16 protein-coding genes and 1 other RNA gene are annotated in these 25750 nt (G+C 75.6%); 12 read left to right on the top strand and 5 right to left on the bottom strand.

Annotated elements, in window-relative coordinates; translation table 11 throughout:
• Positions 1–208 precede the first annotated feature (208 nt).
• The 5 genes from ftsE (at position 209) to ssrA (ending at position 5396) form a co-directional block, all read left to right on the top strand.
• On the top strand, positions 209–898 hold the full coding sequence (ftsE, locus tag LG943_RS23345) for a cell division ATP-binding protein FtsE (RefSeq protein WP_270074502.1): 690 nt from the start codon (positions 209–211) through the stop codon (positions 896–898).
• A 75-nt stretch (positions 899–973) separates the two neighbouring features.
• On the top strand, positions 974–1882 hold the full coding sequence (gene ftsX / locus LG943_RS23340; RefSeq protein ID WP_270074501.1) for a permease-like cell division protein FtsX: 909 nt from the start codon (positions 974–976) through the stop codon (positions 1880–1882).
• A 52-nt stretch (positions 1883–1934) separates the two neighbouring features.
• Complete coding sequence (gene smpB, locus LG943_RS23335; RefSeq protein WP_270074500.1) at positions 1935–2399, top strand: SsrA-binding protein SmpB; 465 nt, start codon at positions 1935–1937, stop codon at positions 2397–2399.
• A 23-nt stretch (positions 2400–2422) separates the two neighbouring features.
• Positions 2423–4462, top strand: coding sequence for a penicillin-binding transpeptidase domain-containing protein (locus LG943_RS23330; RefSeq protein WP_270074499.1), 2040 nt, complete (start codon positions 2423–2425; stop codon positions 4460–4462).
• Positions 4463–5023: 561 nt separating this feature from the next.
• Positions 5024–5396, top strand: a transfer-messenger RNA (tmRNA) gene (gene ssrA / locus LG943_RS23325).
• Positions 5397–5557: 161 nt separating this feature from the next.
• On the opposite strand, the gene LG943_RS23320 is transcribed toward ssrA, so the two are convergent.
• The 3 genes from LG943_RS23320 to LG943_RS23310 all read right to left on the bottom strand — a co-directional run bounded on the left by LG943_RS23320 (position 5558) and on the right by LG943_RS23310 (position 9720).
• The gene (locus LG943_RS23320) at positions 5558–5872 is read right to left on the bottom strand and encodes a hypothetical protein (protein ID WP_270074498.1); all 315 of its coding nucleotides are present in this window, start codon (positions 5870–5872) and stop codon (positions 5558–5560) included.
• A gap of 176 nt (positions 5873–6048) precedes the next feature.
• Positions 6049–7227: a Cmx/CmrA family chloramphenicol efflux MFS transporter gene (locus LG943_RS23315; RefSeq protein WP_270074497.1), complete on the bottom strand. Its 1179-nt coding sequence runs from the start codon at positions 7225–7227 to the stop codon at positions 6049–6051.
• Between the two features lie 312 nt (positions 7228–7539).
• Positions 7540–9720 carry a glycosyltransferase family 2 protein gene (locus tag LG943_RS23310; RefSeq protein WP_270074496.1) on the bottom strand — a complete coding sequence of 727 codons (2181 nt, stop codon included), beginning with the start codon at positions 9718–9720 and terminating at the stop codon, positions 7540–7542.
• Positions 9721–10190: 470 nt separating this feature from the next.
• On the opposite strand from LG943_RS23310, the gene LG943_RS23305 reads away from it, so the two are divergent.
• Positions 10191–10811 carry a DinB family protein gene (locus tag LG943_RS23305; protein ID WP_270074495.1) on the top strand — a complete coding sequence of 207 codons (621 nt, stop codon included), beginning with the start codon at positions 10191–10193 and terminating at the stop codon, positions 10809–10811.
• Between the two features lie 100 nt (positions 10812–10911).
• Here the strand turns inward: LG943_RS23305 and nagA are convergent, their stop codons facing one another.
• Positions 10912–12066 (bottom strand): N-acetylglucosamine-6-phosphate deacetylase, encoded by a 1155-nt coding sequence (gene nagA / locus LG943_RS23300; RefSeq protein ID WP_270074494.1) that lies wholly within the window; start codon positions 12064–12066, stop codon positions 10912–10914.
• 657 nt (positions 12067–12723) lie between these two features.
• Between nagA and LG943_RS23295 the strand changes: the two genes are divergently transcribed.
• Positions 12724–13290, top strand: a complete 567-nt coding sequence (locus LG943_RS23295; protein WP_270074493.1) for an NADPH-dependent FMN reductase — start codon at positions 12724–12726, stop codon at positions 13288–13290.
• Between the two features lie 15 nt (positions 13291–13305).
• Here LG943_RS23295 and LG943_RS23290 read toward each other — a convergent pair whose 3' ends face one another.
• Entirely contained in the window at positions 13306–14244 is a 939-nt protein-coding gene (locus LG943_RS23290; RefSeq protein ID WP_270074492.1) for a hypothetical protein, read from the bottom strand.
• Between the two features lie 1016 nt (positions 14245–15260).
• On the opposite strand from LG943_RS23290, the gene LG943_RS23285 reads away from it, so the two are divergent.
• From LG943_RS23285 to LG943_RS23265, 5 genes are all read left to right on the top strand, one after another.
• Positions 15261–16931 carry a GDSL-type esterase/lipase family protein gene (locus tag LG943_RS23285; protein ID WP_270074491.1) on the top strand — a complete coding sequence of 557 codons (1671 nt, stop codon included), beginning with the start codon at positions 15261–15263 and terminating at the stop codon, positions 16929–16931.
• On the top strand, positions 16928–19291 hold the full coding sequence (locus LG943_RS27710) for a hypothetical protein (protein WP_333486430.1): 2364 nt from the start codon (positions 16928–16930) through the stop codon (positions 19289–19291). The genes LG943_RS23285 and LG943_RS27710 overlap by 4 nt, the downstream gene beginning before the upstream one ends.
• Positions 19288–19428: a hypothetical protein gene (locus tag LG943_RS23275; RefSeq protein WP_179767462.1), complete on the top strand. Its 141-nt coding sequence runs from the start codon at positions 19288–19290 to the stop codon at positions 19426–19428. The genes LG943_RS27710 and LG943_RS23275 overlap by 4 nt, the downstream gene beginning before the upstream one ends.
• Positions 19429–19697: 269 nt before the next feature.
• The gene (locus LG943_RS23270) at positions 19698–21191 is read left to right on the top strand and encodes a glycosyltransferase family 4 protein (protein ID WP_270074490.1); all 1494 of its coding nucleotides are present in this window, start codon (positions 19698–19700) and stop codon (positions 21189–21191) included.
• Positions 21192–21361: 170 nt separating this feature from the next.
• Positions 21362–25750, top strand: a 4389-nt coding sequence (locus LG943_RS23265) for an alpha-(1->3)-arabinofuranosyltransferase domain-containing protein (RefSeq protein WP_270074522.1), incomplete at its 3' end; no start/stop codon positions are given.

Raw genomic sequence — 25750 nt, 5'->3', positions numbered from 1 at the left:
GACCCAGGCCGGTCGGCTGTGTCGGATCGCGTCTCCCATGCATCCCGCCCGCGTTCGGGGCACCTCCGCTGAGGTTGCGGGTCGAAATGGGACATTCCAGGTTGCGATCACCTCTACACTGACGATTGGCCGTGTGGCCGGTACTGCCTTTTGCGGATCCCGACATCCGCTGGGGCGCCCCAACCTCTGAGAACCTTGTGATGCCGCTGTGATCCACTTTGAGAACGTCACCAAGGTCTATCCGACCCAGAAGCGCCCTGCGTTGGAGGACGTTACGATCGACGTCGACAAGGGGGAGTTCGTCTTCCTCGTCGGCCCCTCGGGGTCGGGCAAGTCGACCTTCCTGCGGCTTGTCCTCAAGGAGGAGAAGCCCACGCGGGGCCGCGTGCACGTCGCCGGCAAGGACCTCGCGCGCCTGTCCAACTGGAAGGTGCCGCACCTGCGTCGGCGTATCGGCTGCGTGTTCCAGGACTTCCGGCTGCTGCCGAACAAGAACGTCTTCGAGAACGTCGCGTTCGCCTTGGAGGTCATCGGCAAGCCCCGGCGGTTCATCCGCAAGGTCGTCCCGGAGGTGGTCGAACTCGTCGGCCTCGAAGGCAAGGCCGACCGCATGCCCGACGAACTGTCGGGCGGCGAGCAGCAGCGGGTCGCCATCGCGCGCGCGTTCGTGAACCGGCCGCAGATCCTGCTGGCCGACGAGCCGACGGGAAACATCGACCCCGCCACATCGATCGGCATCATGAAGGTGCTGGACCGAATCAACCGGACCGGGACGACCGTTGTCATGGCGACTCACGACGCCGCCATCGTCGACTCGATGCGCAAGCGCGTCATCGAGCTCGAAGAGGGCGAGGTCGTGCGCGACCAGTCCCGCGGCGTCTACGGCCAGGCGTACTGACGCACGGGCCTGCCAGCGCTCCTGCGTTGGTCAGTGCAGCGCGGCGAAGCCCACGAGGATGGACCCTTAACTCTCATGCGAGCTCAATTCGTTCTTTCCGAGATCTGGATCGGTCTGCGTCGCAACCTGACGATGACCGTCGCGGTCATCGTCACGGTGGCCATCTCGCTCGCCCTGTTCGGCGGCGGCCTGCTGATCAACCAGCAGGTGACGCAGATGCGCCAGTACTGGGACGAGCGCGTGACCCTCACCGTCTACATGTGCACGGAGATCTCCACCTCCAACACGTGTCAGGAGAACGGTCCGGCCACCGACCAGCAGCGCCAGGACGTCCAGAGCGCCTTGGAAAGCATGGACGAGGTCAGCAGCGTCGAGTACATCAGCGCCGAGGACGCCTTCCAGGACTTCCAGGAGCGCTTCGCCAACAACGAGGCGATGGTCGAGGCCGTCCGCGAGGGTGACATCCCCGACAACTTCCGGGTCCAGTTGGTCGACCCCAGCCAGTACGAGGCCGTGTCCAGCAACATCGAGGGCAGCCCCGGCATCGACTCCATCTACGACGACCAGGCCGTGCTGGAGCAGTTCTTCGGCCTGCTCGACGGCCTGACCGCCGCCGCGCTCACCGTCGCGTTCGTGCAGTTGGCCGCCGCCGCCCTGCTCATCGGCAACACCGTCCGCCTCGCGGCCTACAGCCGCCGCAAGGAGACCGGCATCATGCGCCTGGTGGGTGCGTCCAACTTCTACATCCAACTGCCGTTCCTCCTGGAGGGCGCCATCGCCGGCCTCATCGGCGGCATCATCGCCTCCGGGTTCATCGTCGCGGCGCGCTTCCTGCTGCTGAGCCGGATCCAGGAGTGGTTCCAGTTCGACGTCACCCTCTCCACCGGCTCCCTGCTGTCGGTGATCGGCGTCTCGCTGATCCTCGGCGTGCTGCTGTGCACCGTCGCGTCGTTCCTGACGCTGCGGCGCTACCTGCGGGTCTGACCGGGCGCGCGCACGCGTCCGGCCGAGGAAGCGGCTGAGGAAGGGGACACCTGTGGCACGGGAAAAGGGGCGCAAGCTCATCGCGCAGAACCGGCGGGCCCGGCACGACTACCACATCGACGACACCTACGAGGCGGGCATCGTCCTGACCGGCACCGAGGTCAAGTCGCTGCGGGCCGGACGCGCCTCCCTTGTCGACGGGTTCGCCCAGGTCAAGGACGGCGAGGTGTGGCTGGAGAACGTCCACATCCCCGAGTACGCCCACGGGACCTGGACCAACCACGCCGCGCGCCGACCCCGTAAGCTGCTGCTGCACCGCGAGGAGATCTCCCGGCTCATCGGCAAGACCGCCGAGCCCGGCCGCACGCTGGTCCCGCTCTCGCTGTACTTCAGCGAGGGCCGGGCCAAGGTGGAGATCGCGCTTGCCCGCGGTAAGCGCAGCTACGACAAACGCCAAGACATCGCCGAGCGCGAGGCCAAACGCGACATCGAGCGCGCGCTCCGGCGCCGCCGCTGAGGCCGTGTGAAAGGAACACCAGGGTGTCCCCCCGTCACCTCCGCCGACTCCTCGCAGCGGGCACCGGGCTGGCCACCGCGGCCGTCGTCACCGGCTGCACCACCCAGCCCAGCCCCGAGGTCGCGGTCCGCACGTTCCTGCTGAACTGGCAGGCCGGCGAGTACGCGGCCGCCGCCCAGCAGACCGACGGGGACCCCGAGGAGGTCGCCGAGGCGCTGGAGGACACCCACCGCCAGCTCGACCTCGCCGGACTGCGGTTCTCGCTGGGCAAGATCAGCCAGGACGGCGACACCGCCACCGCCGCGTTCGAGGGGCAGGCCGACCTCGGCATCGGCGACCCCGTGTGGAACTTCGACGGCTCCATGAACCTGGCGCGCGGGCCGGCGGGGTGGGCCATCGAGTGGTCGCCCTCGGTCATCCACCCCGAACTCGGCGAAGACGAGCGCATCGCCGTCAGCTACGACGTGCCCGACCGGGGCCAGATCCTCGACCGCAACGACCAGCCGCTCGTGGGCACCGACGCCGTCACCGCCTTCGGCGTGGTCCCCGCCGAGATGCGCGACATGGAGCGCGGCGTGGCCGACCTCGCCGAACTCCTCGGCGAGGACTCCGACCCGCTGCTGGACCGGGTGCGCTCGGCGCCGCCGCAGGAGTTCCAGCCCTTGGTGCTGATGCGCCAGGGCGACGTCGGGGCCGACGTCGAGCGGCGCGCCAAGGAGATCCCGGGGGTACAGACGCAGAAGCTGGAGATGCGGCTCAACCCGCGCGCCGCCGAGGCGGTTATCGGCCAGGTCGCCGGCACCGCCGAGCACAACGTCTCCTCCCGCGTGGCCGGCACCTACCAGGCCGGCGACACCGTGGGCCTCACCGGCTTGCAGAACGTCTTCCAGCAGCGGCTGGCCGGCACCGCCACCACGGCGGTGGTCACCGTCGACGCCCAGGGCCAGGAGACCGGCACCCTGCACTCGTGGCCCGGCATGGAGAGCGGGTCGCTGACCACCACGCTGGACCTGCGCGCGCAGGAGGCGGGGGAGTCCGCGCTGGCGGCCCTGCCCGGCCGGGGCTACCTGGTGGCCCTCGACGCCCGCACCGGCGAGATCCTGGCGGCCGTGGGCAACCAGGGCGGCGACGACGACACCGGCGCGTTCACCGCCGAGTACCGCCCCGGCGAGGCGTTCAGCATCGTGTCGGCCACCGCCGCGCTGGAGAGCGGCATGCGCCCGGCCGACACCATGGCCTGCGAGAACCAGACCCGTGTGGGCGACCGCACGTTCCGCACCCCCAACAACACGGGGCTGTCGGGACTGCCCGACCTCACCACCAACTTCACCTACGCCTGCACCACCGCCTTCGCGCGGATGGGCGAGCAGGTGGGCGCCGAGGCGATCGAGTCGGCCGCCGCCCGGTTCGGCATCGGCGGCGACTGGCGGCTGTCGGTCCCCACCTACAACGGCAACTTCTCCACGCCCGAGACCCCGGCCGACACCGCCGCCGCCATGGCCGGCGTCGACCGGGTGCGGGTGAGCCCGCTGTCGATGGCGATGGTGGCCGGCGCCGTGGCCGACGGCACCTGGCACGCGCCGCGCCTGGTGGCCGACGACGACGCCGCCAACGTGCAGGGCGGGGAGTCCCACGACCTCGACCCGCAGGCGATCGGGCAGGTCCAGGACATGATGCGCGCGGTGGTGGAGCAGAGCGCCACTGGCGCCAACGTCGGCACCACGCTGCCGGTGCACGGCCAGGTGGCCAACACCCAGCAGAAGGTGCGGGGCCAGAACACGGCGGTGCAGTGGTTCGTGGGCTACCAGGGGCCGCTGGCGTTCGCCGTGGTGGCCGAGGTGGACCCCTCCATCCAACTGTGGGAGCAGTACGCGGTCACCGCCGCCGGGTCCTTCCTCCAGACCCTGCCCGCCGGGTACGCCGAGGGCCTGGCCCAGGACGGCGGGGAGGCGCCCGACGCGGCCGACACCGCCCCGCAGGGCGACACGGCCGGCCAGGAGCAGCCCGGCGCCGGCGCGACGCCGACGGTTCCGGCGCCCGGCACGGAGGCCGTGCCGCAGTAGGGGCCGAGAGGGTCCGGGCGGGGGCCGGGGCCGCGTGCGGCCCGGACCGCACCGGACGGCCTGTCCGGGACCCTGCACGCCCCTCCGGCACCGTGCGAGACCCCCTCGAAAAAAATCGGGCACCGAGGCAACCTTCGGGCGCCCCGGGTGCGTCTTTCCGGGTGACTGGGACCGCAAAGGGGGTTGCGGAACCAGTCTGAGTAAGCAGGACCTCGTCTCGGGGGAGGCCCTGCCGAAGAGAAAGGCCGGCCCGACCCTGCCGGCCGCCCTCGCGGGCAGCGTCGATGGTTCCCGTCCGCGCCCGCGAGGGATTCTTCGTGTCCGGGGCCGGTTCGCGGGCCGGGGCGTAGGCGTCCGGAACACCCGGGCGGCCCCGGGTGTTGTCCCTCCGGCGGACCGCTCGCGGAGCGTGACCGCCGCCGTCCGGCAGGCGAAAGATCCCGATCGGGCCTCAACGGCGGGAATCGGCTTGGCCGCATGCGTGTTGTAGCGGTAACGTGGAACCACACGGGGAGTCCCTGGGGTTCCTCGCGCGGGCTTGGGCCCGTTGAAAACTGCACAGGGGGTGATCGGTTTCGACTTCGATCGCCGTATGAGGGGAAGCGAGCCGAGGATTGCGGAAGTAACCTCGTTAATCCTGCTTTCGCGCTAAACACAAGTGCCAATTCCAAGCGCACTGAGTTCGCTCTCGCTGCCTAAGCGATAGCGACTCTGTCGGCCCGGGTGCGTCCTCGACCCGGTGTCCGGCATCGTTCAGGGGACTTACCGCTCAGATCAGGCCACGGGGCCTGAGCGGGACATTTTCGTGGCTGGGCTCGTCAGCGACCTGTTCGTGGGAGCGCTGGAGCCGAGCAGAACGGCAGCACGGACTGCGCTCGGAGAAGCCCTTGTACGTCATCGAAGGACGCGGGTTCGATTCCCGCCACCTCCACCAGTCGAACGACCCCGCCCGGCGGCCTCTGGCCACCGGGCGGGGTCGTTTTCTGTGTCCGTGGTGCGGAGTTGGTCGCCGAGGCGGTGTTCATCCGCCTTCGCGGCCGGTGGTCGCCGCCCCCGGACCGGGCTCGGCCCGCCGGATGCGGCGGGGTCGGGCGGCTACTCCTTGATCGCGCCGACCAGCCAGGCGACCTTGCGGGCGGTGAGGTCGAGGCTGTCGCTGCTGCCCAGGTAGACACCGAAGGACGCCAGGAACGCGTGGTCGTGGGCGCGGCGCTCGCACAGCACGTCCTCGACCGCGTACTCCGAGGCGGGGTTGCTCACCCGCAGGTAGGGCGCAGAGTCGTCGATGACCCGTGCCCACACGCCGTAGCGGGCCAGGGCGGTGGCCAGGCGCGAGAGGTGTCCGCGTTCAGCGGAGCGGGGCAGCGTGGGCGATGCGGGCCGGGACTGGGCGGAACGGGGCTCGACCACGGTGGCCTCCTTGCCGGTGCGGGTGAGGTGCGGGACCCTGCTGTCTGGCCATTGTCACCCTGGGTGGCCGAACCGCTCCGCAACCTTGCCGTGACACGCCGATACCCGGCGGGCCGTGCGGCCGCGCGGCGGCCGGACCGCCTGGCCACCAGGCGGCCCGGCCGGCAGGCCGCTGGCTAGGTCCGCTGCCGCGCCGGGGCGCCGGCCGCGAGGGCGCGGTGGAACGGCGCCGCCACGCACAGCGCGGCCGCCACCAGGGCGGCGCTGACCCACACCGGCCCCAGCCCGGCCGCCCCGGCGCCCAGGGCCGCACCGGCGACGGCGGGGCCGATCGCGGCGCCAGCGTTGAGGGCGGCGGTGGCGTAGGAGCCCGCCATGGTGGGCGCGCCCGCGCCCTCGTGGAGCACGCGGGCGATCAGCGTGCCGCCCAGGCCGAAGGACAGCGCGCCCTGCGCGAACACCAGCACCAGCAGGGCCGCCGGGTGGGCGGCGGTCAGGCCGAGTGCGACCCAGCCGGTGAGCAGCAGCGGCCCGCCGACCCCGACCACCAGGCCGGGGCGGCGGTCGGCCAGCCGCCCGGCGGCGGTGACCCCGGCGAAGGAGCCCAGACCGAAGAGCACCAGCACCACCGGCACCCACAGCGCCCCGAGCCCGGCGGTGCCGGTGGTGATGGGGGAGAGGAAGGTGAAGGTGGCGAAGGTCGCCGCGTTCACCAGCGCCCCCAGCACCAGGACCAGCAGCAGGCGCGGGCGCCGCAGCTCGGCGAGTTCGCCGCGCAGGGCCGGGCCGGCGGCGCCGCCGCGCGCGGGCGGACCGGCCGGGACACCGCGCAGCACGCCCAGCGCCGCCGGCAGGCACAGCAGCGCGACGGCCCAGAACGTGGCGCGCCAGTCCAGCAGCGCGCCCAGGAGCGCGCCGCCGGGCACCCCGGCGATGGTGGCGAGGGTGGTGCCGCTGAGCAGGACCGCCAGCGCCCGCCCCGTGCGGTCGGCCGGAACGAGGCCGGCGGCGGTGGTCATGGCCACCGCCAGGAACCCGGCGTTGGCCAGCGCCGCGACGACGCGGGTGGCCAGCAGCACCGCAAGACTCCCGGTGAGCGCGCCCACCACGTGGGCGCCCAGGAACAGCCCGAGGAAGCACAGCAGGGCGGTGCGCCGGGGCCAGGTGCGCGACAGGGCGGCCATGAGGGGGGCGCCGGCGCCGATGCCGACGGCGAAGGCCGAGGTCAGCAGGCCCGTCGTGGCCAGCGGGACGCCGAGGTCGGCGGCGATGTCGGCCAGCAGGCCGGCGAGCATGAACTCCGAGGTGCCCATGGCGAACACGGCCAGGGCGAGGAGGTAGAGGGGCAGGGGCATCGAGTGGCTCCGAGGTGGTGAGTGACCGGACACGACGTCTGGTCACCGCACGGCCAGCCACCCCGACCGCCCTGGAAGCGGGCAGCCGCGCGGGCGGCGGCGCTCAGGGCCGGGGAATCAGGGGTTCACGGGGCTGACGGGGGTGACCGAAAGCCCCTTCTTGGACGCCTCTGGACTCGACACGCCCCGCACCCTACCCCACCGGGCCGCACCCGGCACCCGGTTTTGCGCGGGGCGGGCGGCGGGCGGCGGGCGCACCCAGCACCGCGCGCCGCCCGCCCCGCGCACCGCCGGTGCCGGGCGGCGGCGCGGCTACTTCTCGGGTGCGGCCACCGGCGCGGGCGCGGCGTCGTCGGCGGCCTCGGGACGCTCGGCGTGGGTGCGCGGCGCGGGCACCGCGCTCCCCGAACCGCCGGAGCCCGTCGAGCCCCCCAGGCCCGTCAAGCCCGCCGCTGCGCCCGCCGAGCCGTCGGCCGGCCCGGCGCCGCCGCGCACCAGGGCGCGGGCGCCGCGCAGCAGCCCCCGCACGGGCGCGGGCAGCCGCCGCGCCTGGCGCTTGGCGCCGTGCGCCAGCGGCCGCAGGCCGGAGTCGGCGGCGATCCGCCAGCCGCGCGGACCCCACACCAGCACCGGGCCCAGCCGGGTGACGCGGCCGGCGTCGCCGACCTCGATGTGCCAGGCGCCCAGCCGCCCCGGCGGCACGGGAACGGTGGCGGTGAGCACCGCCATGGGAAGCTCGGCGCCCTCGGCCCGGGGCGGCTCCGCCCGCCGCTCGGGCGCGGCCACCCGGCCCACGACCGTGACCGGGTCGCGGCCCTCGCGGACGCAGCGCACGGTCAGCGGCACGGCGGTGTCGGCGGGCTGCACGGCCAGCGGGATCTCCAGCCGCAGGCCGCCGGGCGTGCGGGTGACGGCGGGTGCGGCGCCGGTGCGCAGGGCGCGCCGCAGCGGCCGCCAACTGCCCTTGTCCGACAGCGTCAGCCGGCCCTCGTTGTTCCAGTAGGGGTTGAGGAAGCGCCCGCCGAGGTCGGAGTGCACGAACGCGGGCGCGCGGCCGGCCTCGGCCTCGGCGGTGTGCGCGGCCAGGTGGGCGTTGTCGGCGGCACCGCCGACGTCGACACGGGTGTGGAAGCCCCAGGCGCCGGTGAGGGGGCGGCCGTGGTTGCCGCCGGCGGTGTCGACGCGCACGGTGCCGGTCAGCCGGACGTGGAACCGGCCGTCGCCGGCGGGGTCCTGGTGGTGTTGAGGGTCCAGCGGCAGCCGCACCACGGCGGGGTCGCCGGAGCGGGTGGCGAACGCGCGCAGGCTGATGCGGGGGAGTTCGCCGCTGACCTCGGCGGCGGCCCGGATCTCGGGCACGGCCAGCAGGTCGTCGGGCAGGTCCCAGTAGGCGGCGCCGCCCTCGCGGCGGAAGGGCAGCGGGCGGCCGGTGGAGGAGCGCACCACCGTGGACTCCACCTCGACGCCGAGTTCGGCGCCGGACCAGCGGAACCCGGTGATGCGGCTGCGGTGGGCGATGTCGGCCTCGAACTCGGCGACGGCGCGCAGCATGGCGGGGTCGCCGTGCAGCAGCACGGCGCCGCGCAGGCGGGTGATGGCGTTCACCCGGCGGGCGGCGGAGTCGGGGACGCGCCGCCGGACGAGGTCGGCGGCGATCCCCTGCATCTCGGCGACGCGGTCGAGGTCCTGGCGGAGGAACTTGCGGCCCTGGAACAGGCCCAGCAGCTTGGAGCGGTACCAGTGGGCGATGAGGCGGTCGCGGAAGGCGCCGGGCTCGACGCCGTCGTCGATGATGTCGAAGATGCGCTCGACGCTGCCGAGGAAGTCGGCCGGCTCCTTGGGCGCGAAGGAGATGTTGCCGAACCCCTGGTTGCGGATCCAGTGGTAGCAGGTGTAGTCGTGCACGACCGACACCCGCTCGGTGGCCAGGTAGGCGCGCAGCATGAACATGTGGTCCTCAAGGCGCACCCGGCCCTCGGCGAAGCGCAGGCCGTTGTCGAGCAGGAAGCGGCGGCGGAACAGCTTCTGCACGGTCAGCGTGCTCAGCAGCACGGGGTGGGTGCGCAGCGAGCCGTTGGACATCGGCCGCTGGAAAACCTCGCGCGGCGCGTTGCGGCCGAACCCGGCGACGCGGCCGATGACGATGTCGGCGCGGTCGCGCTCGGCGGTGGCCAGCATGCGTTCGAGGGCTTCGGGCGCGAGGCGGTCGTCGTCGTCCATGAAGAACACGTACTCGCCGCGCGCGTGGTCGACGCCGATGTTGCGGGGGCGCCCCGGCCAACCGGAGTTGGGGATGTGCACGACGGTGAAGTTGGGTTCGTCGGCGAGTTCGGAGTCGAGGATCTCGCCGGTGCGGTCGGTGGAGCCGTCATCGACGTAGATGACCTCGAAGCGGTCGCGCGGCAGTGACTGCGCCCGCAGGGAGTCGATGCCGCGCACGATGCCGGCCGCGGTGTTGTAGGCCGGCACGACCACTGACACGGCGATGTCCATACAGTTCCCCCTGGGTGAATGCGCGCTCGGCGTGGTTCGGTGGGGGGCCGGGTCTCACGGTGCGCGGTTCTGGTCTCGCTGATCGTAGCGCCGGACGGACGCGCGTACGGTGGCGACAGGCGATCCGGGCCACCAGATCAGCCCCCGCGCGCGGCTCGGCGCGAGCCCGCCGGTGATCGGCGGAGGTCAGGGCGCGAGTTCCGCTCCGCGCGGCGGTGTCCGGCTTCCACGATGGTGGCATGGGCCCGGCACTACCCCCGTGCGGGCGGGTCTCACCCCTCGTGGCGGAGGCGACCCTACGTCAGGGCCCGCACGTGTTCGGTGGTCCCCCGTGCGAAGAGACGCCGAACCACCGTCGCCGGTTGCCCCGCCGTGCGCTTTCGCCGCGGAAAAGGAGCGGGGAGCAAGGGGGTGAAGGAGGGGGAAGGGGGAGCCGAGGCGCCGGGGCGGGCGGGGAGTAGCGTCGTGCCATGACCGCCGACGACGTCGAACGGGCCGTGGGGCTCGCCGTGGACCTCCTGGGACGGGCGCCCGCCGACGCCTGGGGCGCCCCCGCCGGAGCGCTGGAGTGGACCTGCTGGGAGACCGCCGAGCACCTCGCCGACGACCTCTTCGCCTACGCCGCCCAACTCGGGCCGCGCCGGCCGCCGCGCACCCGGGAGGTGCCGTTCGCGGTCGCGCGGCGGCGGGCGGAAGGTCCGGCCAACACCGTGCACGCCGACCCCGCCGCCGGACCCGAGGGGCTGCTGGAGGTGCTGGAGGCGTGCGGGGGGCTGCTGGCGGCCGTGGTGCGCACCGCGCCGCCCGAGGCCCGCGCGCACCACGTGTTCGGCCTGTCCGACCCCGAAGGGTTCGCCGCGATGGGGGTGGTCGAGACCGTGGTCCACACCCACGACATGGCCCAGGGGCTCGGCCTGGCCTGGGAGCCGCCCGCCGACCTGTGCGCCGGCGCCCTGGCCCGGCTCTTCCCGCACGCCCCCGCCGACGCGCCCCCCTGGCCCGCCCTGCTGTGGTCCACCGGGCGCGCCGACCTCCCGGGCCGCCCGCGCCCGCGCGCGTGGCGCTGGGACGGCACGGTCCGGGAGGGGTAGATGCCGCCCGCCCGGTGCGGGCGGGCGCCCGGCGTGCCCGGTGCGGTCAGCCGGTTCGGCCGGTGAGTCCGGCCGCTGCCCCACCGGCCGGGCACCCCGATCAGGGCTCGCGGATCCAGGCCCCCCGGTGCATCACCGCCGCCACCTCCAGCTTGTCGTCCAGCACCACCAGGTCGGCGCGGTTGCCGGCGGTCAGCGACCCCACCCCCGCCAGGTTCAGCGCCCGCGCGGGCACCGCCGTGGCGGCGTGCGCGGCGGTCTCCAGCCGCACGCCCACGGTGTGCACCGCGCGGCGGACCGCGTCGGGCAGCACGATGGTGCTGCTGGCGATCTGCCCGGTCTCGGGGATGCGCGCCTGGCCGTCGACCACCCGCACCCGCAGCCGGCCCAGGGTGTACTCGCCGTCGCCCAGCCCGGTGGCGGCCATGGCGTCGGTGACCAGCGCGACCCGCTCGGCGCCGGCGGCGGCGAACGCCATCGCGGCGGCGCCCGGGTGGACGTGCACGCCGTCGTTGATCAGCTCCACGGTCACCCGCTCGTCGTTGAGCGCGGCGGCGATGGGGCCGGGCTCGCGGTGGTGCAGCGGGCGCATCTGGTTGTAGATGTGGGTGGCCACGGTGGCGCCGGCGTCGAACGCGGCGCGGGTCTGGTCGTAGGTGGCCTCGGTGTGGCCCACCGCCGCCACCACGCCCTCGGCGGCGGCCGCGCGGATCAGCTCCAGCGCGCCGGGCAGTTCCGGGGCGACGGTGATCATGCGGATGTGGCCCCGGCCCGCCTTCAGCATGGCGGCGAACTCCGCGAGGTCGGGTTCGCGCAGCAGGGCGGGGTCGTGGGCGCCGCACTTGCTCGCGGCGATGTAGGGGCCCTCAAGGTAGATGCCGGCGAGTTCGCCGGCGTCGGCGACCTCGGCCAGCGCCGCGATCTGGTCCAGGGTGTCGCGGGGGGAGGCCGCCACCAGGCCGCCCACGACCGTGGTGACGCCGTGCTCGCGGTTGAAGCGGACGATCTCCAGCGCGCGCTCGGGGTCGGCGTCGGTGAAGGCCGCGCCGGCGCCGCCGTGGATGTGGATGTCGACGCAGCCGGGCAGCACCCACTTGCCGCCCAGGTCGCGCTCGGGGGCCTCGCCCGTGGGCGCCTCGCCGGTGCCCAGCGCGGTGATGCGGCCGTCCTCGGCCCGGAGCCACCCGGTCCTGACCCCGTGGGGGGTGAGCAGCCGAGCGTTGGTCAGTGTGGTGCCGATCGGCCCCTGGCCCATGTCGCGCGTCCTCCTGTGCCCGATAACACAATGTCTGCCGCATGCCTGCCGCATGCCTGCCGCACGTCTGCCGCGTGCGCCGCCGGTCGGCGGGCACGCGCGGACCGCGCCGTGCGGCCCGCCCACGTCGGCGGGCCGGCGCCGCCGACCGGGGTGCGGGGGTCCGGCGCGGCGGCGGGCGGGGCGGCGCCCGAGGGGCGCCGGCGGCCCTCTCCGCCACGCATTGACGATAGCCGCCGCCCCGATCATTATGGAGAACATGTCCGCCGGTGAGCTGCTCGTCCAGCGCTTGCACGTCGACCTGCGCCAGCAGGCCAGCGCGCTCTGTTGTAGATAGCGCCGCGGGGCACGGCCCCGCCCGACCCGGCACCGGAAGGCGGCCCCTTCTCCACGCCGCCCGCCGCGCAGGCGCACCCGGACCGCGGACACCGTCGTCACGGCCCTGACCAGCCGGTGGTCCCGGTGACCGCCCACCCGGCCGCCCGCCGCCGTCAGCCCTTCGCCTTCGAGCACGCGCCCCGCGACGCCGCGGAGCCCTGGGGGCCCACCCCGGCCCGCCGCCGTCGAGCGCCGCCCGCCGCCGTTCCCGCATCCGTCTTCGCGCCGGTTCTCGGCGCAGTGTGGTCCTGCCCGGCCGTACCGACCAGGAGAACCCCTATGACACGTTTCACCGTGCTCGTCGCCGCCCCGGAGCCCCGCTCCGCGGTGCGCGGCGCCGCCGTACTGGCGGCCGACACCCTCGCCGGCCTCGTCGGCGGCCGCGCGACCCACGCGCCCGGCGCCCGCCCGGCCCCGGCGCCCGCCCGGCCCGACTCCGCGCAGGTGGTCGACCTCGCCGAACTCGGCCCCGCGCTGCTGGCGGCCCGCCCCGGGCGCGACCTCCTCGCCGCGCTGGAGGCGGTGCGCCGCAGCGACGTGCTGCTGGTGGCCTCGCCCCAGGCGCACGGCAGCTACACCGGCCTGCTGAAGGTGTTCCTCGACCGGCTGCCCGAACTGGGGCTGGGCCACGGGGTGGCCGTGCCCATGGCGGTGGTCGAGGACCTGCGCAACGGCCGCACCATCGAGGACGACCTGCGGGTGCTGCTGTCCGACCTCGGCGCCTGGGTGGTGGAGCCCGGGCTGCTGGTCAGCCGGCGCGAACTGGAGCACCCGCTGGGCGTCGTGCCGGCGTGGGCGCACGTGGCGGCGCCGGCGCTGGCCCGGGCGCTGGCGGTGCGGGTGTAGGCCGCGCCGGGCGCCTCAGCGGTCGGTGGCGGCCGGGCGCTGGGGCGCGGGCGCCGCGCCGCCGGCCTCGGCGCGGCTGCGGGCGGTGTCGGCCTCGGCGCGGGCGACGTTGCCGCGGATGAGCACCACCACCACCAGCGTCAGGCAGAACCCGGCCACGCGCAGCGCGAGCGCGGCGGGGTCGTTGGGCAGCTCCTCGGCGAACACCACCGTGCCCAGGACCACCATGAACACGTTGCCCACGACGTTGGCCACGGGCGCGGTGACGGCGGCGCGCGAGCGCTGGAGCGAGGTCTGGAACAGCACGATCCCCACCGCCCAGCCCACGGCGTAGAGGTAGGGGTAGGGCGAGGCGAGGGCGGCGGGGATCGCGGCTAGCGGCCCCAGTTCGGCGAGCAGGCCGCCCACGGCCTTGCCCTGGAGGCCGGCGACCCCCTGGGCGAGCCCGGCGGCGGCGCCCATGGCGGCGGCGGAGACGTAGCGCCCGGCGCGCCCGGCGGCGGCCATGACGATCACGCAGCCCACCACCGTCGCCGCGCTGACGCCCAGCAGCAGCGGCAGGTGCGGCGTGGTGCCGGTGCGCCCGCCCGCGTCCAGGGAGAGGCTGAGCAGCAGCAGCGCGACCGGCATCAGGCCCAGGGCGACGCGCTCGCCGCGGGTGATGGGCTCGCCCAGGACGAGCGCCATCACCAGCAGCATCGTGGAGATGCCCCCGGCGAAGGCGGGCTGCACCACCGACACCGGCGCCAGCCCCAGCGAGACGATCAGCCCCACGCTGCCCAGGGCGGCGAGCGCGCACCCGCCGAGCCAGCGGGGGTTGCCCAGCAGGACGCGCGCCAGGTGCAGCGGCCGGTGGACCCCGATGGCGGGGGCGCGGTGCAGCGCCCGCTGCTCGATGGTGAGCCCGACGGAGTACACCGCCGCCGACAGCAGCGCGGCGAGCAGACCTGTCACGGGGGCGCCGCCTTTCGGTGGGGCAGGGGGCAACGGGGCGGTGGAGCGGTTGAGCGGTGGAGTGGCGCGCGGGCGTGGGCGGCCGCGCGCCTGTAACACGTTCTAGTTTACGCTGCCGCTCCCGGCCGCTCCCGCCGCCTGGCCGCCCGGTACTCGGCGTGCCCGGCGCGCAGGTCACCAGGGGTGCGGGCGTGCTCCGGCCGGATTGGAGGGGGCCGCCGGCGGCCCCCTCGGCGGCGCCCGCGAGGGCACCGGCCGGGCGTCGCGCCTGGTCGCGGAGCGGGAAACCGCAGCGGCCGTGCGGCGGTGGCGGGCGGGTCCCGGGCCGTGGCCGCTTCCGCCCGTGAGGCTCCTTGCGTTCGCGCGGGAGTGATTCCGGTCACGCAAGCCGGGAAACGCGGCTTTTCGGGCTGATGGCCCCCGCCTCCGGTGCGGTCCGCACAGGGCTGTTCCCTCGGAGGGGGAGACAGCCGCCGCGCGCGGATGCACGCTTGGAGCAGTGCGCGTCGCGAGCGTTCGACGGCCTCGGTCGCGCACGATGAGGTGAACCGAACCGGACGAAGACGAGGAGAACGGCTATGTACATGCGGAGGCACGACCGTGGCGGGGGCGACGGAAAGTCCGGCGGCGTTATCTGGGAGTAACCGCCGATCGCCTGACAAGTGACACTTTGGTCCGCCCGGGCACACCGTCACACACGGTTCGTCCGGGCGGACCGCCCGTAGTCCGTGCGCCCTGTGGATGACGAGTGCGGCACATCGCCGAGTGGAGTTCAATCGAGGAATGGACACACGGAGGCGGTGCGGCGGCCGAACCACAGAGGCCCCCCGGCGCGGGCGGCCGCCCGCGCGTGCGCCCCACGGACGCGGCGCCCCGCCGCTCAGCCCGCTGACCCGGGGAGGGCTGCGGTGAGCGGGGGTGCGCCGGAAGCGCCCCGCCACGGGCGGCTGCGCGCCGCCGCGCGTCGGATCGGCGCGGCGATGGGGGCGGGCCGCCGTCCGGCGCGGTCCGCTCCCGTGGGTCCGGACGGCCCCGCCGCCAGTGCTGCCGACGCCGCCGACGCCGCCGACTCCGGCGTCCCGGCGGGAGCCCCCACCGATGGCACCGGCGCCCCGGGCACCGGCACCGATCCCGGCACGCGGCGGCGGGCGCGGTTTCAGCCGACCTCGCTGGGGTTGTTCGGGATCGCCGCAGCGGCCATGTGCGCGACGCTGCTGCTCATCCAGCTCGCCTCCGGTCCCTTCCGGGTCGACGAGCCGCCGGCCGCCGCCGGGCCGGGCGGCGCGCCCGAGGACGTCGCCACACCGCCCGAGGGCACCGCGCGCGTCATGGTCGCCGGCGACTCCATCGCCCAGGGCAGCAGCGGCGACTACACCTGGCGCTACCGCCTCTGGCGGCACCTGCGCCAGGAGTCCGGTGTGGAGGTCGACTTCGTCGGCCCCCACACCACCCTGCTCGACGTGGTCGCCGGCGCGCAGGGCGACACCCGCTACGCCGACCCCGACTTCGACACCGACCACGCCGCGCTGTGGGGCAGCACCGCCGGCGACGTCGCCGACTCCGTCGGCGAGCACGTCGCCGAGTACGACCCCCACTACCTCCTGCTCATGGCCGGGGTCAACGACTTCGTCTCCGGCGGCACCGCCCAAACCGCGCTCGCCGACATCCGCGACGCCGTCAGCACCGCCCGCGTGGCCCGGGGCGACCTCCAGATCGTCATCGGCGAACTCACCCCTGTATGGGGCGGCACCGCCGCCGAGCGGATGAACGCCGAGATCGCCGAGTTCAACGCCGCCCTGCCCGGCCTGGCCGCCGAGATCACCGGCGAGAACTCCCCGGTCACCGTGGCCCGCACCGCGCGCGGCTACGCCCCGGCCGACGACACCTGGGACGGCACCCACCCCAACGCGCGCGGCGAACTCAAGATCGCCGCCGCCTTCGCCGACGCCCTGGCCACCACCCTCCACCTGGGCGAGCCCTACCCGCGCCCGCTGCCCGACGTCCGCGTGGGTCCGCGCCGCGCGCCCGAGGTCGAGGCCGAGGCCCTGGCCCGCGACGTCCGCCTGACCTGGGAACCCGTGCCCGGCGCCACCCGCTACCACGTGTTCCAGCGGCGGGTGCGGCCCGAGCCCGACGACCTCGTGCGGCTGCCGATGGAGGTCGCGGCGCCGGAGGACGGCGGCCCTCCCTCGGCCACGATCGACCGGCTGCTGGCCGGGGCCACCTACGAGTTCGTCGTGCAGCCGTTCAAGGGCGACAACGGCGGGGTGCGCTCCGACCCCGTCGAGATCACCGCCGGCGACCACCCGCCGCCCGCGCCGGAGTGGGTGCGGCTGGCGCAGGACCGCACCACGCTGGTGTGGGCGCAGGTGCCCGACGCCACGCACTTCGAGGTGTGGCGGCGGCCGCTCTCCTGCGCCCCGCCGAGCCCGCGCCCTTCACCGGGGGAACCGTCCGGCGACGGCCCCTCCGGCGGCGGGTCGGCGGGCGAACCCGACTGCCGCCCCCAGGACGGCGAGGGGCCGGGCGAGGGCGCGGGCTGGCAGAGCGCGGCCGTGGTCAACGGCGACCGCCGCTGGACCGTCGCCCCCGACGGCGCGCCCGGATGGGAGCTGGCGGTGCGCGCGCACCGCGACTTCGTGCCCGGTGCCTACTCCGCGACGGTGGTGTACGAGGTGCCGGAGTGAGACCCCGGCGGGCGGCGCCGGGGGCCGCCGGCCGGCTGCTGCCGTGGGCGGTGGGCGCGGCGGCGGGCGCGCTCGCGCTGGGTCCGGCGCTGAGGCCGGGCTATGTGCTGCGCTACGACATGGTGGCCGTGCCCGAGCCCCCGCTGTCGGCGGTGACCCTGGGCGGCGGGGGCGGGTTCCCGCGCGCGGTGCCCAGCGACGCGGTGCTGGGCGCGCTGGGGCTGGTGCTGCCGGGCGACGCCGCGCAGGCGCTGCTGCTGATGGCGGTGTTCACACTGGCGGGTGCGGGCGCGGGGCGGCTGGTGCCCGACGCGCACACCGGCGCGCGGGTGGCGGCGGCGCTGTTCTACGCGTGGAACCCGTTCGTGGCCGAGCGGCTGCTGCTGGGGCAGTGGGCGATGCTGCTGGGGTACGCCGGGCTGCCGTGGGTGGCGGCGGCGGTGGCCCGGCTGAGCCGGGCGGACCGGGCGGACCGGTCCGCCCGGGCGGCGGGCGCGGCGGGGGAGCGGCGCGCCGGCGCGCGCGGCCTGGCCTCGGTGGTCACCGCGCTGCTTCCGGCGGCGGCCGGGGGGTTCTCCTCGGTGGTGCTGTCGGCGCTGGTGGGGCTGCCCGCCGCGCTGCTGGGCGGCGGCCCGGCCGGGCGGGCGCTGCGGCGCGCCGGGCTGGTGACCGGCGCGCTGGTGCTGGTGAGCCTGCCGTGGCTGGTGCCGGCGCTGGGCAGCGGCGCGCGGACCGACCCTGCGGCCGTGGACCTGTTCGCCGCGCGCGCCGACACCCCGTTCGGCGCGGTGGGCTCGCTGGTGTCGCTGGGCGGGATCTGGAACGCCCAGGCGGTGCCGGAGTGGTACGGCGTGCCGGTGCTCGCGGCCGGCCGGCTGGTGCTGTCGGCGGCGGCCGGGGCCGGCTGGGTGTGGCTGCTGCGGCGCGGCGGCGCACCGGGGTTCGGGGCGGGGGTGTCGGTGGCGGCGGGGGCCGGACTGCTGGTGGCGCTGGCCGGGGTGACCGAGCCGGGCCGCGCGGCGGTGGCCGCCCTGATCGGGGTGTGGCCGGGGTTCGGCCCGCTGCGCGACGGCCAGTTGTACGTGGCGCCGCTGGCCCTGGTGCAGGCCGCCGGGATGGCCGGGGTGCTGATGTGGCTGCGCCGAACGGCCGAGGCCGACCAGGCGGCGCGCGCGGAGGGGGAAGGGCACGGCGAAGCGCGGCTCCCGGGGGAACCCCTTATTTCAAGTGAAGCCGACCGGGACCGCCCCGCGCCACACCGGTTGCCCTGCCTGTGGACAACCGGAGGCGCCGGTCCCCGTGCCCGTGGCCGTGGGGGCGCGCCCGAACCCGCGCGGGGCGCTGGGACGGATGACCCAGGCCGCGCGTCGGCGCGCCGGGCGGACGAACCCGAACCCCACCCCGAAGCGGCGGATGATCCCGGTCCCGCGTCGGACCGGCCGGACGAACCCCACCGCGCGCCGGGCGGTGGGGCAAAGAAGCCCGGTCGCGTGCCAGGCCGCCGGATGGACGAACCTCCCGCGCCCGGCCGGCCCGGCGCGCCCCGGACCCGCCGCGCCCGGCCTGTGGCCGGTCCCGGTTCCGCCACCCGGCTCCTCGGGGCGGCGGTGGGGGTGGTCGTGGCGCTGGCGCCGGTGGCCGCGCTGCCCGGGTTGGCGTGGGGGGCCGCCGGGCGGCTGGCGCCCCTCGACTATCCGCGGGAGTGGCGGCACGTCCAGGAGATCGTCAACGCCGACGACCGCCCCGGCCGCGTCCTCGTCCTCCCCTGGAGCGCCTACCGCGGCCTTGACTGGCGCGGCGACGGGCATAGAGTCGTCGTACTCGACCCCGCCACCAAGCTGTTCGACCGGCGCACGGTGTGGAACGACGACCTGCGCGTCGAGGCCGGCGGCGCGGTGCGCGTGGTCGAGGGCGAGGACCCCCTCGCGCGGCGCGTCGACCGCCTGCACGCCGCCGACCCCGGCCTGGCCGCCTACACCGCCGCCCTCGGCGACCTCGGTGTCCGCTACGTCCTGGTGGAGCGCTCCGCGCTTCCCGGGGATCCGGGCGCCGACGTCCTCCCCGGCGCCGCTGGACCCGATGCCGCCGCCGCGCTCGGCCCCCTCGCTGGCGAGAACAGGTTCTCGCTTGCCGCCGCCGGGCTGGCCACCGTGCACGACGGCACCCGGCTCACCCTGCTTGAACTCCCGGATCAGCATGTCGCTCCGACAGACGACACCCTGTCGGGGTTGGAAGCCGCAGCCTGGTTCGTTACAGTTGGGGCAATTCTCTGGTCGATTGCTGTATCAGGTTCTAGTCTCGTTTCCAGGCGTCCCGCCCCGACCCCCGGTGCGGAATCGCGGAAGGAGCGCTCCACGTGATCAAAATCGTCGCCGCCTGCGTCATCGGCGCGGCACTGGCGGGCGGGCTGGCGCTGGTGGGAACCACGTTCGCCACCCAGAGTTCGTCGTCGACCGAACCCGTGAACCAGTCCCTCTACAACTACGGCGACCGCTGACCCCGCCGCGCCCACGGCCCTGACCTGACCTGGCGCGCTCCGGCGTCTTCGGCAGGGCCGTCCGCGCTCGGCGCCCACCCCCGCGCGCCCTGCGGCAGGCCCTCCTGCCCCGGCCCGCCCGCGCGGCGGTCGCCCACCGCGCACCCCCGGTGCGCCTCCCGATCGACCCCGGCCGTGCGCCGCTCCGGTTCCACCGTCCGGGCGCCCCACCCGGCGGGCACGCAGCCGCCGCCGGGCGACAAGGCGGAACGGGCGGAACAGGAGTGCATGTGGCCTACCAGCAAATACCCCTTTTCCCCGAGGTTCCCGGCCGCTCCGGCGCCCCCGGGCACCACCCCGCCGCCCCCGCCTCCGGGCGCCCCGACGGCCCGGAGCCCGGTACCGGCGCCGCGCCCGCCGCCGAGGGCGGCGACCCCGCCCAGCCCCGCCTCGACGGCCTGCGCGTGGTCATGATCAACTGGCGCGACCCCTGGCAGGCCGCCGCCGGCGGCGCCGAGGAGTACGCCTGGCGCATGAGCCGCCACCTCGCCCGCCAGGGCGCCGTGGTCACCTTCCTGACCAGCCGCGAGCCCGGCCAGGCCCGCGTCGAGACCCGCGACGGCATCGTCATCCGCCGCATGGGCGGCAAGTTCACCGTCTACCCGCTGGTCATGCTCTGGCTTCTGCTGTGGCGCCGGGAGTTCCACACCGCCCTGGACTGCATGAACGGCATCCCGTTCTTCTCGCGCCTGGTCCTGCCCCGCCGCACCGGCGTCATCAGCGTCGTGCACCACGTCCACGACCTCCAGTTCAACGCCTACTTCAACCGCCCCCTGGCCTGGCTGGGCCGCTTCATCGAGAGCGCCGTGGCCAGCCGCGTCTACCGCTCCTGCCCCACGGTCACCGTCTCGGAGTCCTCCCGCCGCGCCATGCGTGAGAAACTGCGCTGGCGCGCCCCCATCACCGTCGTCCACAACGGCAGCCCGCCCGTCCAGCCCATCGCCCCCGACCGCTGCCTCAACGAGGCCGAGATGGGCGCGCCCGCCATCGTCAGCCTCGGCCGCCTCGTGGTGCAAAAGCGCGTCTCGCGCATCGTCGACCTCGCCCGCGACCTGCGCGTCGACTACCCCGACCTGCGGGTGCACGTCGTGGGGCGCGGCCCCGAGAGCGCCACCCTGACCGCGCAGATCCGCCGCGACGGGATCGCCGACCACGTCCGCCTGCACGGGTTCCTGCCCGAGGCCGACAAGAACGCCGTGCTGGCCAGCTCCCTCCTGCACGTCACGGCCTCGGAGTTCGAGGGCTGGGGTCTGACCGTCATCGAGGCGGCGGGCCTGGGGGTGCCCACGGTCGCCTACGATGTCGACGGCCTCCGCGATTCGGTGCGCCACGGAGAGACCGGCTGGCTGGTACGGGAGGGCGAGGAACTGACCGACGTCGTCGCCGCGGCTCTGGCGGAACTCAGCGACCCCGTCCGCGCCGCTCAGATCCGCCGCAACTGCCGCGCGTGGGCCGCGCGCTTCACCTGGGAGCGCAGCGGCGCCGCCATGACCCGGCTGGTCGCCGAGGCCGCGGGCCGCCCCGTGCCCGCCGCCGCGCCCCCGGCCGCCTCCGCCGCCCCGGGTGCCGCGCCCGGCGCCGACCCCGTGCGCCCGCCGCGGCCGGCCCGCCCGGCCCCCGCACCCGCGCCCCTCACCCCGGCCGCCGCCGACACCGCCGCGCCGGCCCTGGCCCGCACCCGCGACGCCGGCGCCCGCCCGCCGCGCGCCAAGGCGGCCCCGTGACCCGTCCCGAAGCCGGGGACAGGCGCGCAGGGCACGAGGACGGCGACGGCGCCGCCGAGCGCGCACACGCGCCCGCCCGCCCCGCGCCCGCCGCCGCCACGGCCCCGGCCTCCGACGGCCGCCTGCTGCGCCGGCTCAAGATCTTCGGTGTCTGCCTGCTGCTGTGGGCGATGGCGCTCAGCCTCAACCCGCCGATGATCGTCGGCGACACAAAAATCGACCTGACGGTCAACCCCTTCGGGTTCCTCTACCGCGCGCTCTACCTCTGGGACCCCGCCTACTTCGGCCAGTTGCAGAACCAGGCCTACGGCTACTTCTTCCCCAACGGCCCCTTCCACGCCCTGCTCATCGCCCTGGACATGCCCGAATGGCTGGTCCAGCGGGTGTGGATGGCCGTGCTGCTGTGCGCCGCGTTCGTGGGCACCGTCAAGCTGGCCGAGGCCCTGGGGATCGGCTCCGAGCACACCCGCCTGCTGGCGGGCGCCGCCTACGCGCTCTCCCCGCGCGTGCTCACCCTGCTCTCCTACAACTCCGCCGAATTGCAGCCGATGATGCTGCTGCCCTGGATCGTGCTCCCCCTGGTCCACGGCACCCGCGCCGGCCGCCCGCCGCTGCGTGCCGCCCTGCTCTCGGCCCTGGCGTTCCTGCTGTGCGGCGGCACCAACGCCGCCTCCGAACTCGCGGTGCTGGTCGTGCCGCTGCTGTACCTGCTCACCCGCGCCAACGGCCCGCGCAAGTGGCGGCTGCTGGGGTGGTGGCTGACCGCGCTGTTCCTGGTGTCCTTCTGGTGGCTGGTCCCGCTGCTGCTCATGGGCCGCTACGTGTTCTCGTTCATGCCCTACACCGAGGACGCCGCGACCACCACCAGCGTCACCACCCTCACCAACGCGCTGCGCGGCGCCTCCAACTGGATGGGGTACGTGCCCGGCCACGGCCAGCCCGCGCTGCCCGCCGGCGCGGAGCTGTCCACCGAGCCGTGGCTGGTGGCGGTCACCGCCCTGGTCGCCGGGCTGGGCATCGCCGGGCTCATCAACCGGCGCACCCCCGAGCGCGCCTTCCTCATCACGACCCTGCTCGCCGGGACCGCGATCGTGACGGCCGGCTACACCGGCGCGCTCACCGGCCCCTTCGCCGAGACCATGCGCGCGCTGCTGGACGGCCCGCTCAGCCCCTTCCGCAACATCCACAAGTTCGACGCGATGATCCGGCTGCCGGTGGTGCTGGGCCTGGCCGCGCTGCCCGTCGCCGTGGCCCGCGACGCCGCCGACCGCCGCGCGCGCCGCGCCGCCCGCGACGCGCCCCCGCCCGGGGCCGCACCCGCCTCCGAGGCCGCCTCCGCCCCCGGCGGCGCGCCCCCTCCGCCCGCCGCGCCGCCCGCGCCGACCGGGGCGCCCGCTCCCCGGTGGCCCGCGCCGCACCGCGTCGCCGCGGCCGCCTGCGTCCTGGCGGTGCTGGCCACGCTGACCCCGCTGGCCACCGTGGGGGTCTCCACCCCCGGCGGGTTCGAGCGCGTCCCCGGCTACTGGTACGAGGCCGCCCAGTGGCTGGACCGGCACAGCGGCTCGGGCACCACCATGGCCGTGCCCGGCTCGGCGCGCGGCGAGTACGAGTGGGGCCGGCCCATGGACGAGCCCATGCAGCCGCTCATGGAGAGCGCCTGGACCAACCACCAGATCATCCCGTGGGGCTCGGCGGGGGTGTCCCGGCTCAACCAGGAGATCGACCAGCGCATCTCCTCGGGCCGCGGCTCCGCCGGGCTGGCCGACACCCTCGCCCGCATGGGCGTCACCCACCTGCTGGTCCGCAACGACCTCCAGCGCGACAACATCAACGGCGGCTGGCCCGCGCGCGTGCACCAGGCGCTGAACTCCTCGCCCGGGATCTCCCACGCGGTGTCCTTCGGCCCCGACGTCGGCTCGCTCGACGTCCAGCGCGCCGCCGACTGGTACGACCAGCCCTACCGCGCCCTCGACGTGTACACCGTCGACGGCGCCGCGCCGCGCGTGGGCACCGTGCCCGCCGACACCGCCCTGCGCGTCACCGGCGGTCCCGAGGCGCTGCTCAGCCTCGCCGAGCAGGGCATGCTCACCGACGACCGCCCCGTCATCATCGGCGACGACCCCGGCGCCGAGGCGGTCGCGCCCGAGGACACGGTGGTCACCGACACCGCGCGGCGCCGCGAGATCGTCTACTCCGACGTCCGGCGCAACATCAGCAACACGCTCACCGCCGAGGAGGAGCTGGAGCGCGACGCGCCCGCGCCCGACATCGTCGACCCCGCCTGGGCCGACTACACCGCAGTCGCCGAGCACACCGGGATCGCCGGGGTCCGCGCGTCCTCCACCGAGTCCGGCGCCAACGCCGGACCCACCACCCGCGACCCCGGCCGGATGCCGTTCGCCGCCCTGGACGACGCCGCCGACACCTCCTGGCGCTCCAGCGGGTTCACCGGCGCCGTCGGCCAGTGGCTGGAGGTGGAGTTCAGCGAGCCGCGCGAGGTCGGCGACCTCACCATCGCCTTCGAGCAGATCCCCGGCGAGCCGCCGCCCGCCCGCATCAGCCTCATCACCGACGACGACCGCACCACCGCGCCGGTCGCCGCCACCGCCGACCCCCAGGAGTTCACCGCGCCCCAGGGCACCACCACCCGCCTGCGCATCCGCGTGGACGAGCTGGCCTGGGAGCCGGAGTACCGGTTCGGCACCCGCGTGGGCATCACCGGCGTCACCCTGCCCGGCCTCCAGCCCGAGCGCACCCTGCGCGTCCCGGGCACCGGCGACGCCGGGGCCTTCCTGTTCACCGGCTCGGTGGGCACCGTGCCCGGCTGCATGGAGGGCTCGCGGGTGTGGGTGTGCAACCCCGGCCTGGCGGTGCAGGGGGAGGACGCCTACACCTTCGACCGCTCCTTCGAGGTCAGCGGCGCCGCCGCCGAGGGCCGCCACACCATCACCGGGCAGGCGGTGCTCACCGACCCCCACGACGCGGAGAACGCCGCCAACCGCGCCGCCGGCTCCGGCGAGCCCACGGTCACCTCCTCCTCCACCTCGGTGGAGCACCCCGCCGCCATGGGCCGCAACGCCCTGGACGACGACCCGGCCACCGTCTGGTACCCCGACCCCGACGAGCGGCGGCCCTGGCTGGAGGTCGGCCTGCCCCGCGCCACCGAGCTGGACGGGCTGCGCGTGGAGTTCCCGCGCGCCGACAGCGTCACCCGGCCGGTCCGGATCACCGTGGAGTCGGGCGGGGCCGTGCGCGAGGGCTGGCTGGACGGCACCGGCTGGGTCGGGTTCGCCCCGCTGACGGCGCGCGACCTCACCATCACCTTCGACCCGCCCGAGGGCCAGCCGCTGGAGGTGCGCGGCATCACCCTGCCCGACGTGGACCCGCTGCCGCCCGTGGAGGGCGGCGACGCCGCCACCGCCTGCGGCCTGGGGCCGGTGCTGCGGGTCAACGGCGAGCGGGTCGAGACGCGCATCGTCTCGGGCACCCTGGAGGACCGGCTGCGCGGCGAGCCGCTGGACTTCGCGAGCTGCTCGCCGGTGCCCGTCGCCGAGGGCGGCAACCGCCTCACCGTGGACCCCGGCAACCAGTACCAGGTGCGCTCGGCGGTGCTCGCCCGCGCCGACTCCGCGCTGCTCGGGACCGGCGAGGGCGACGGGAACGGCGCGAACGGCGGCGGGGACGACGGCGGCGCGGCGGTGCGCACGGAACCCGTGGACACCATGGGCGGCTGGGGCCGCAGCGAGCGCCGGTTCGACGTGTCCGTGGACGAGGCCAGCTTCCTGGTGGTCAACGAGAACTTCAACGACGGCTGGCGGGCCACACTGGAGGGCGCCGACGCGCCCCTGGAGCCGGTGCGGCTGGACGGCTGGAAGCAGGCGTGGCGGCTGCCCGCCGGCGCCTCGGGCCAGGTCACGCTGACCTACACCCCCGACACCGCCTACCACGCCGCCCTGGGCGTGGGCGCGGTGTTCGCGCTGGCGGTGGCGGTGGCGGCCGTGGTGTCGGCGCGCAAGCCCCGGTCGGCGCGCCCCCGGGCCGCGCCCGCCCCGCGCCCCACCCGGGCCGAGCGCGCCGCGCTGCTGCCCGCCGCCGGCCCCGCCCGGCCGCCGCGCCCGCTGCTGGTCTGCCTCGGCCCGCTCTACGGCCTGTGGGTGGGCGGCGCGGCCGGGGCCGCCGTGGTGGGCGCCGCGCTGCTGCTCGTGTGGTGGCTGGGCCGCGCGCCGTCGCGGTCGCTGCGCCACGCCCAGCCGGGGCGGCCCGCGCTCGGCGGGCGGCTGCTGGGCCTGCTGGCCGGCCCCTGGACGGTCGCGGTGGCGCTGGCCTGCGCCGGGCTCTCCCTGGGCGCGGGCACCTACCTGGCGCTGTACTACCCCTTCCACGACATCACCGAGCTGCTGAGCGGGCCGCTGCGCGAGTGGGTCGCCCAGGCGTGCTGCCTGCCCGCGCTGGCCCGGCTGGTGGTGGCCCTGGGCGAGCTGGTCGGCTCGCCCGCGCCCGCCGCGCCGCCCGGGGGCGGCGGCCCCGGCTCCGCCGCGACCGGCGCCGAGCCGGGGGAG

It is taken from the genome of Streptomonospora mangrovi, from assembly GCF_027604915.1.
In the GTDB taxonomy this organism is placed as follows: Bacteria; Actinomycetota; Actinomycetes; order Streptosporangiales; family Streptosporangiaceae; genus Streptomonospora; species Streptomonospora mangrovi.
The sequence above is the reverse complement of the archived record's forward strand: the minus strand, read 5'-3'. Positions and strand labels throughout refer to the sequence as shown.

Bases quoted from the DNA above. Each gene is read 5' to 3' on its own strand.
- LG943_RS23310 (WP_270074496.1), bottom strand. From the start codon at position 9,720: ATGGACATCGCCGTGTCAGTGGTCGTGCCGGCCTACAACACCGCGGCC.
- LG943_RS23315 (WP_270074497.1), bottom strand. From the start codon at position 7,227: ATGCCCCTGCCCCTCTACCTCCTCGCCCTGGCCGTGTTCGCCATGGGC.
- ftsX (WP_270074501.1), top strand. From the start codon at position 974: ATGCGAGCTCAATTCGTTCTTTCCGAGATCTGGATCGGTCTGCGTCGC.
- LG943_RS23305 (WP_270074495.1), top strand. From the start codon at position 10,191: ATGACCGCCGACGACGTCGAACGGGCCGTGGGGCTCGCCGTGGACCTC.
- nagA (WP_270074494.1), bottom strand. From the start codon at position 12,066: ATGGGCCAGGGGCCGATCGGCACCACACTGACCAACGCTCGGCTGCTC.
- LG943_RS23295 (WP_270074493.1), top strand. From the start codon at position 12,724: ATGACACGTTTCACCGTGCTCGTCGCCGCCCCGGAGCCCCGCTCCGCG.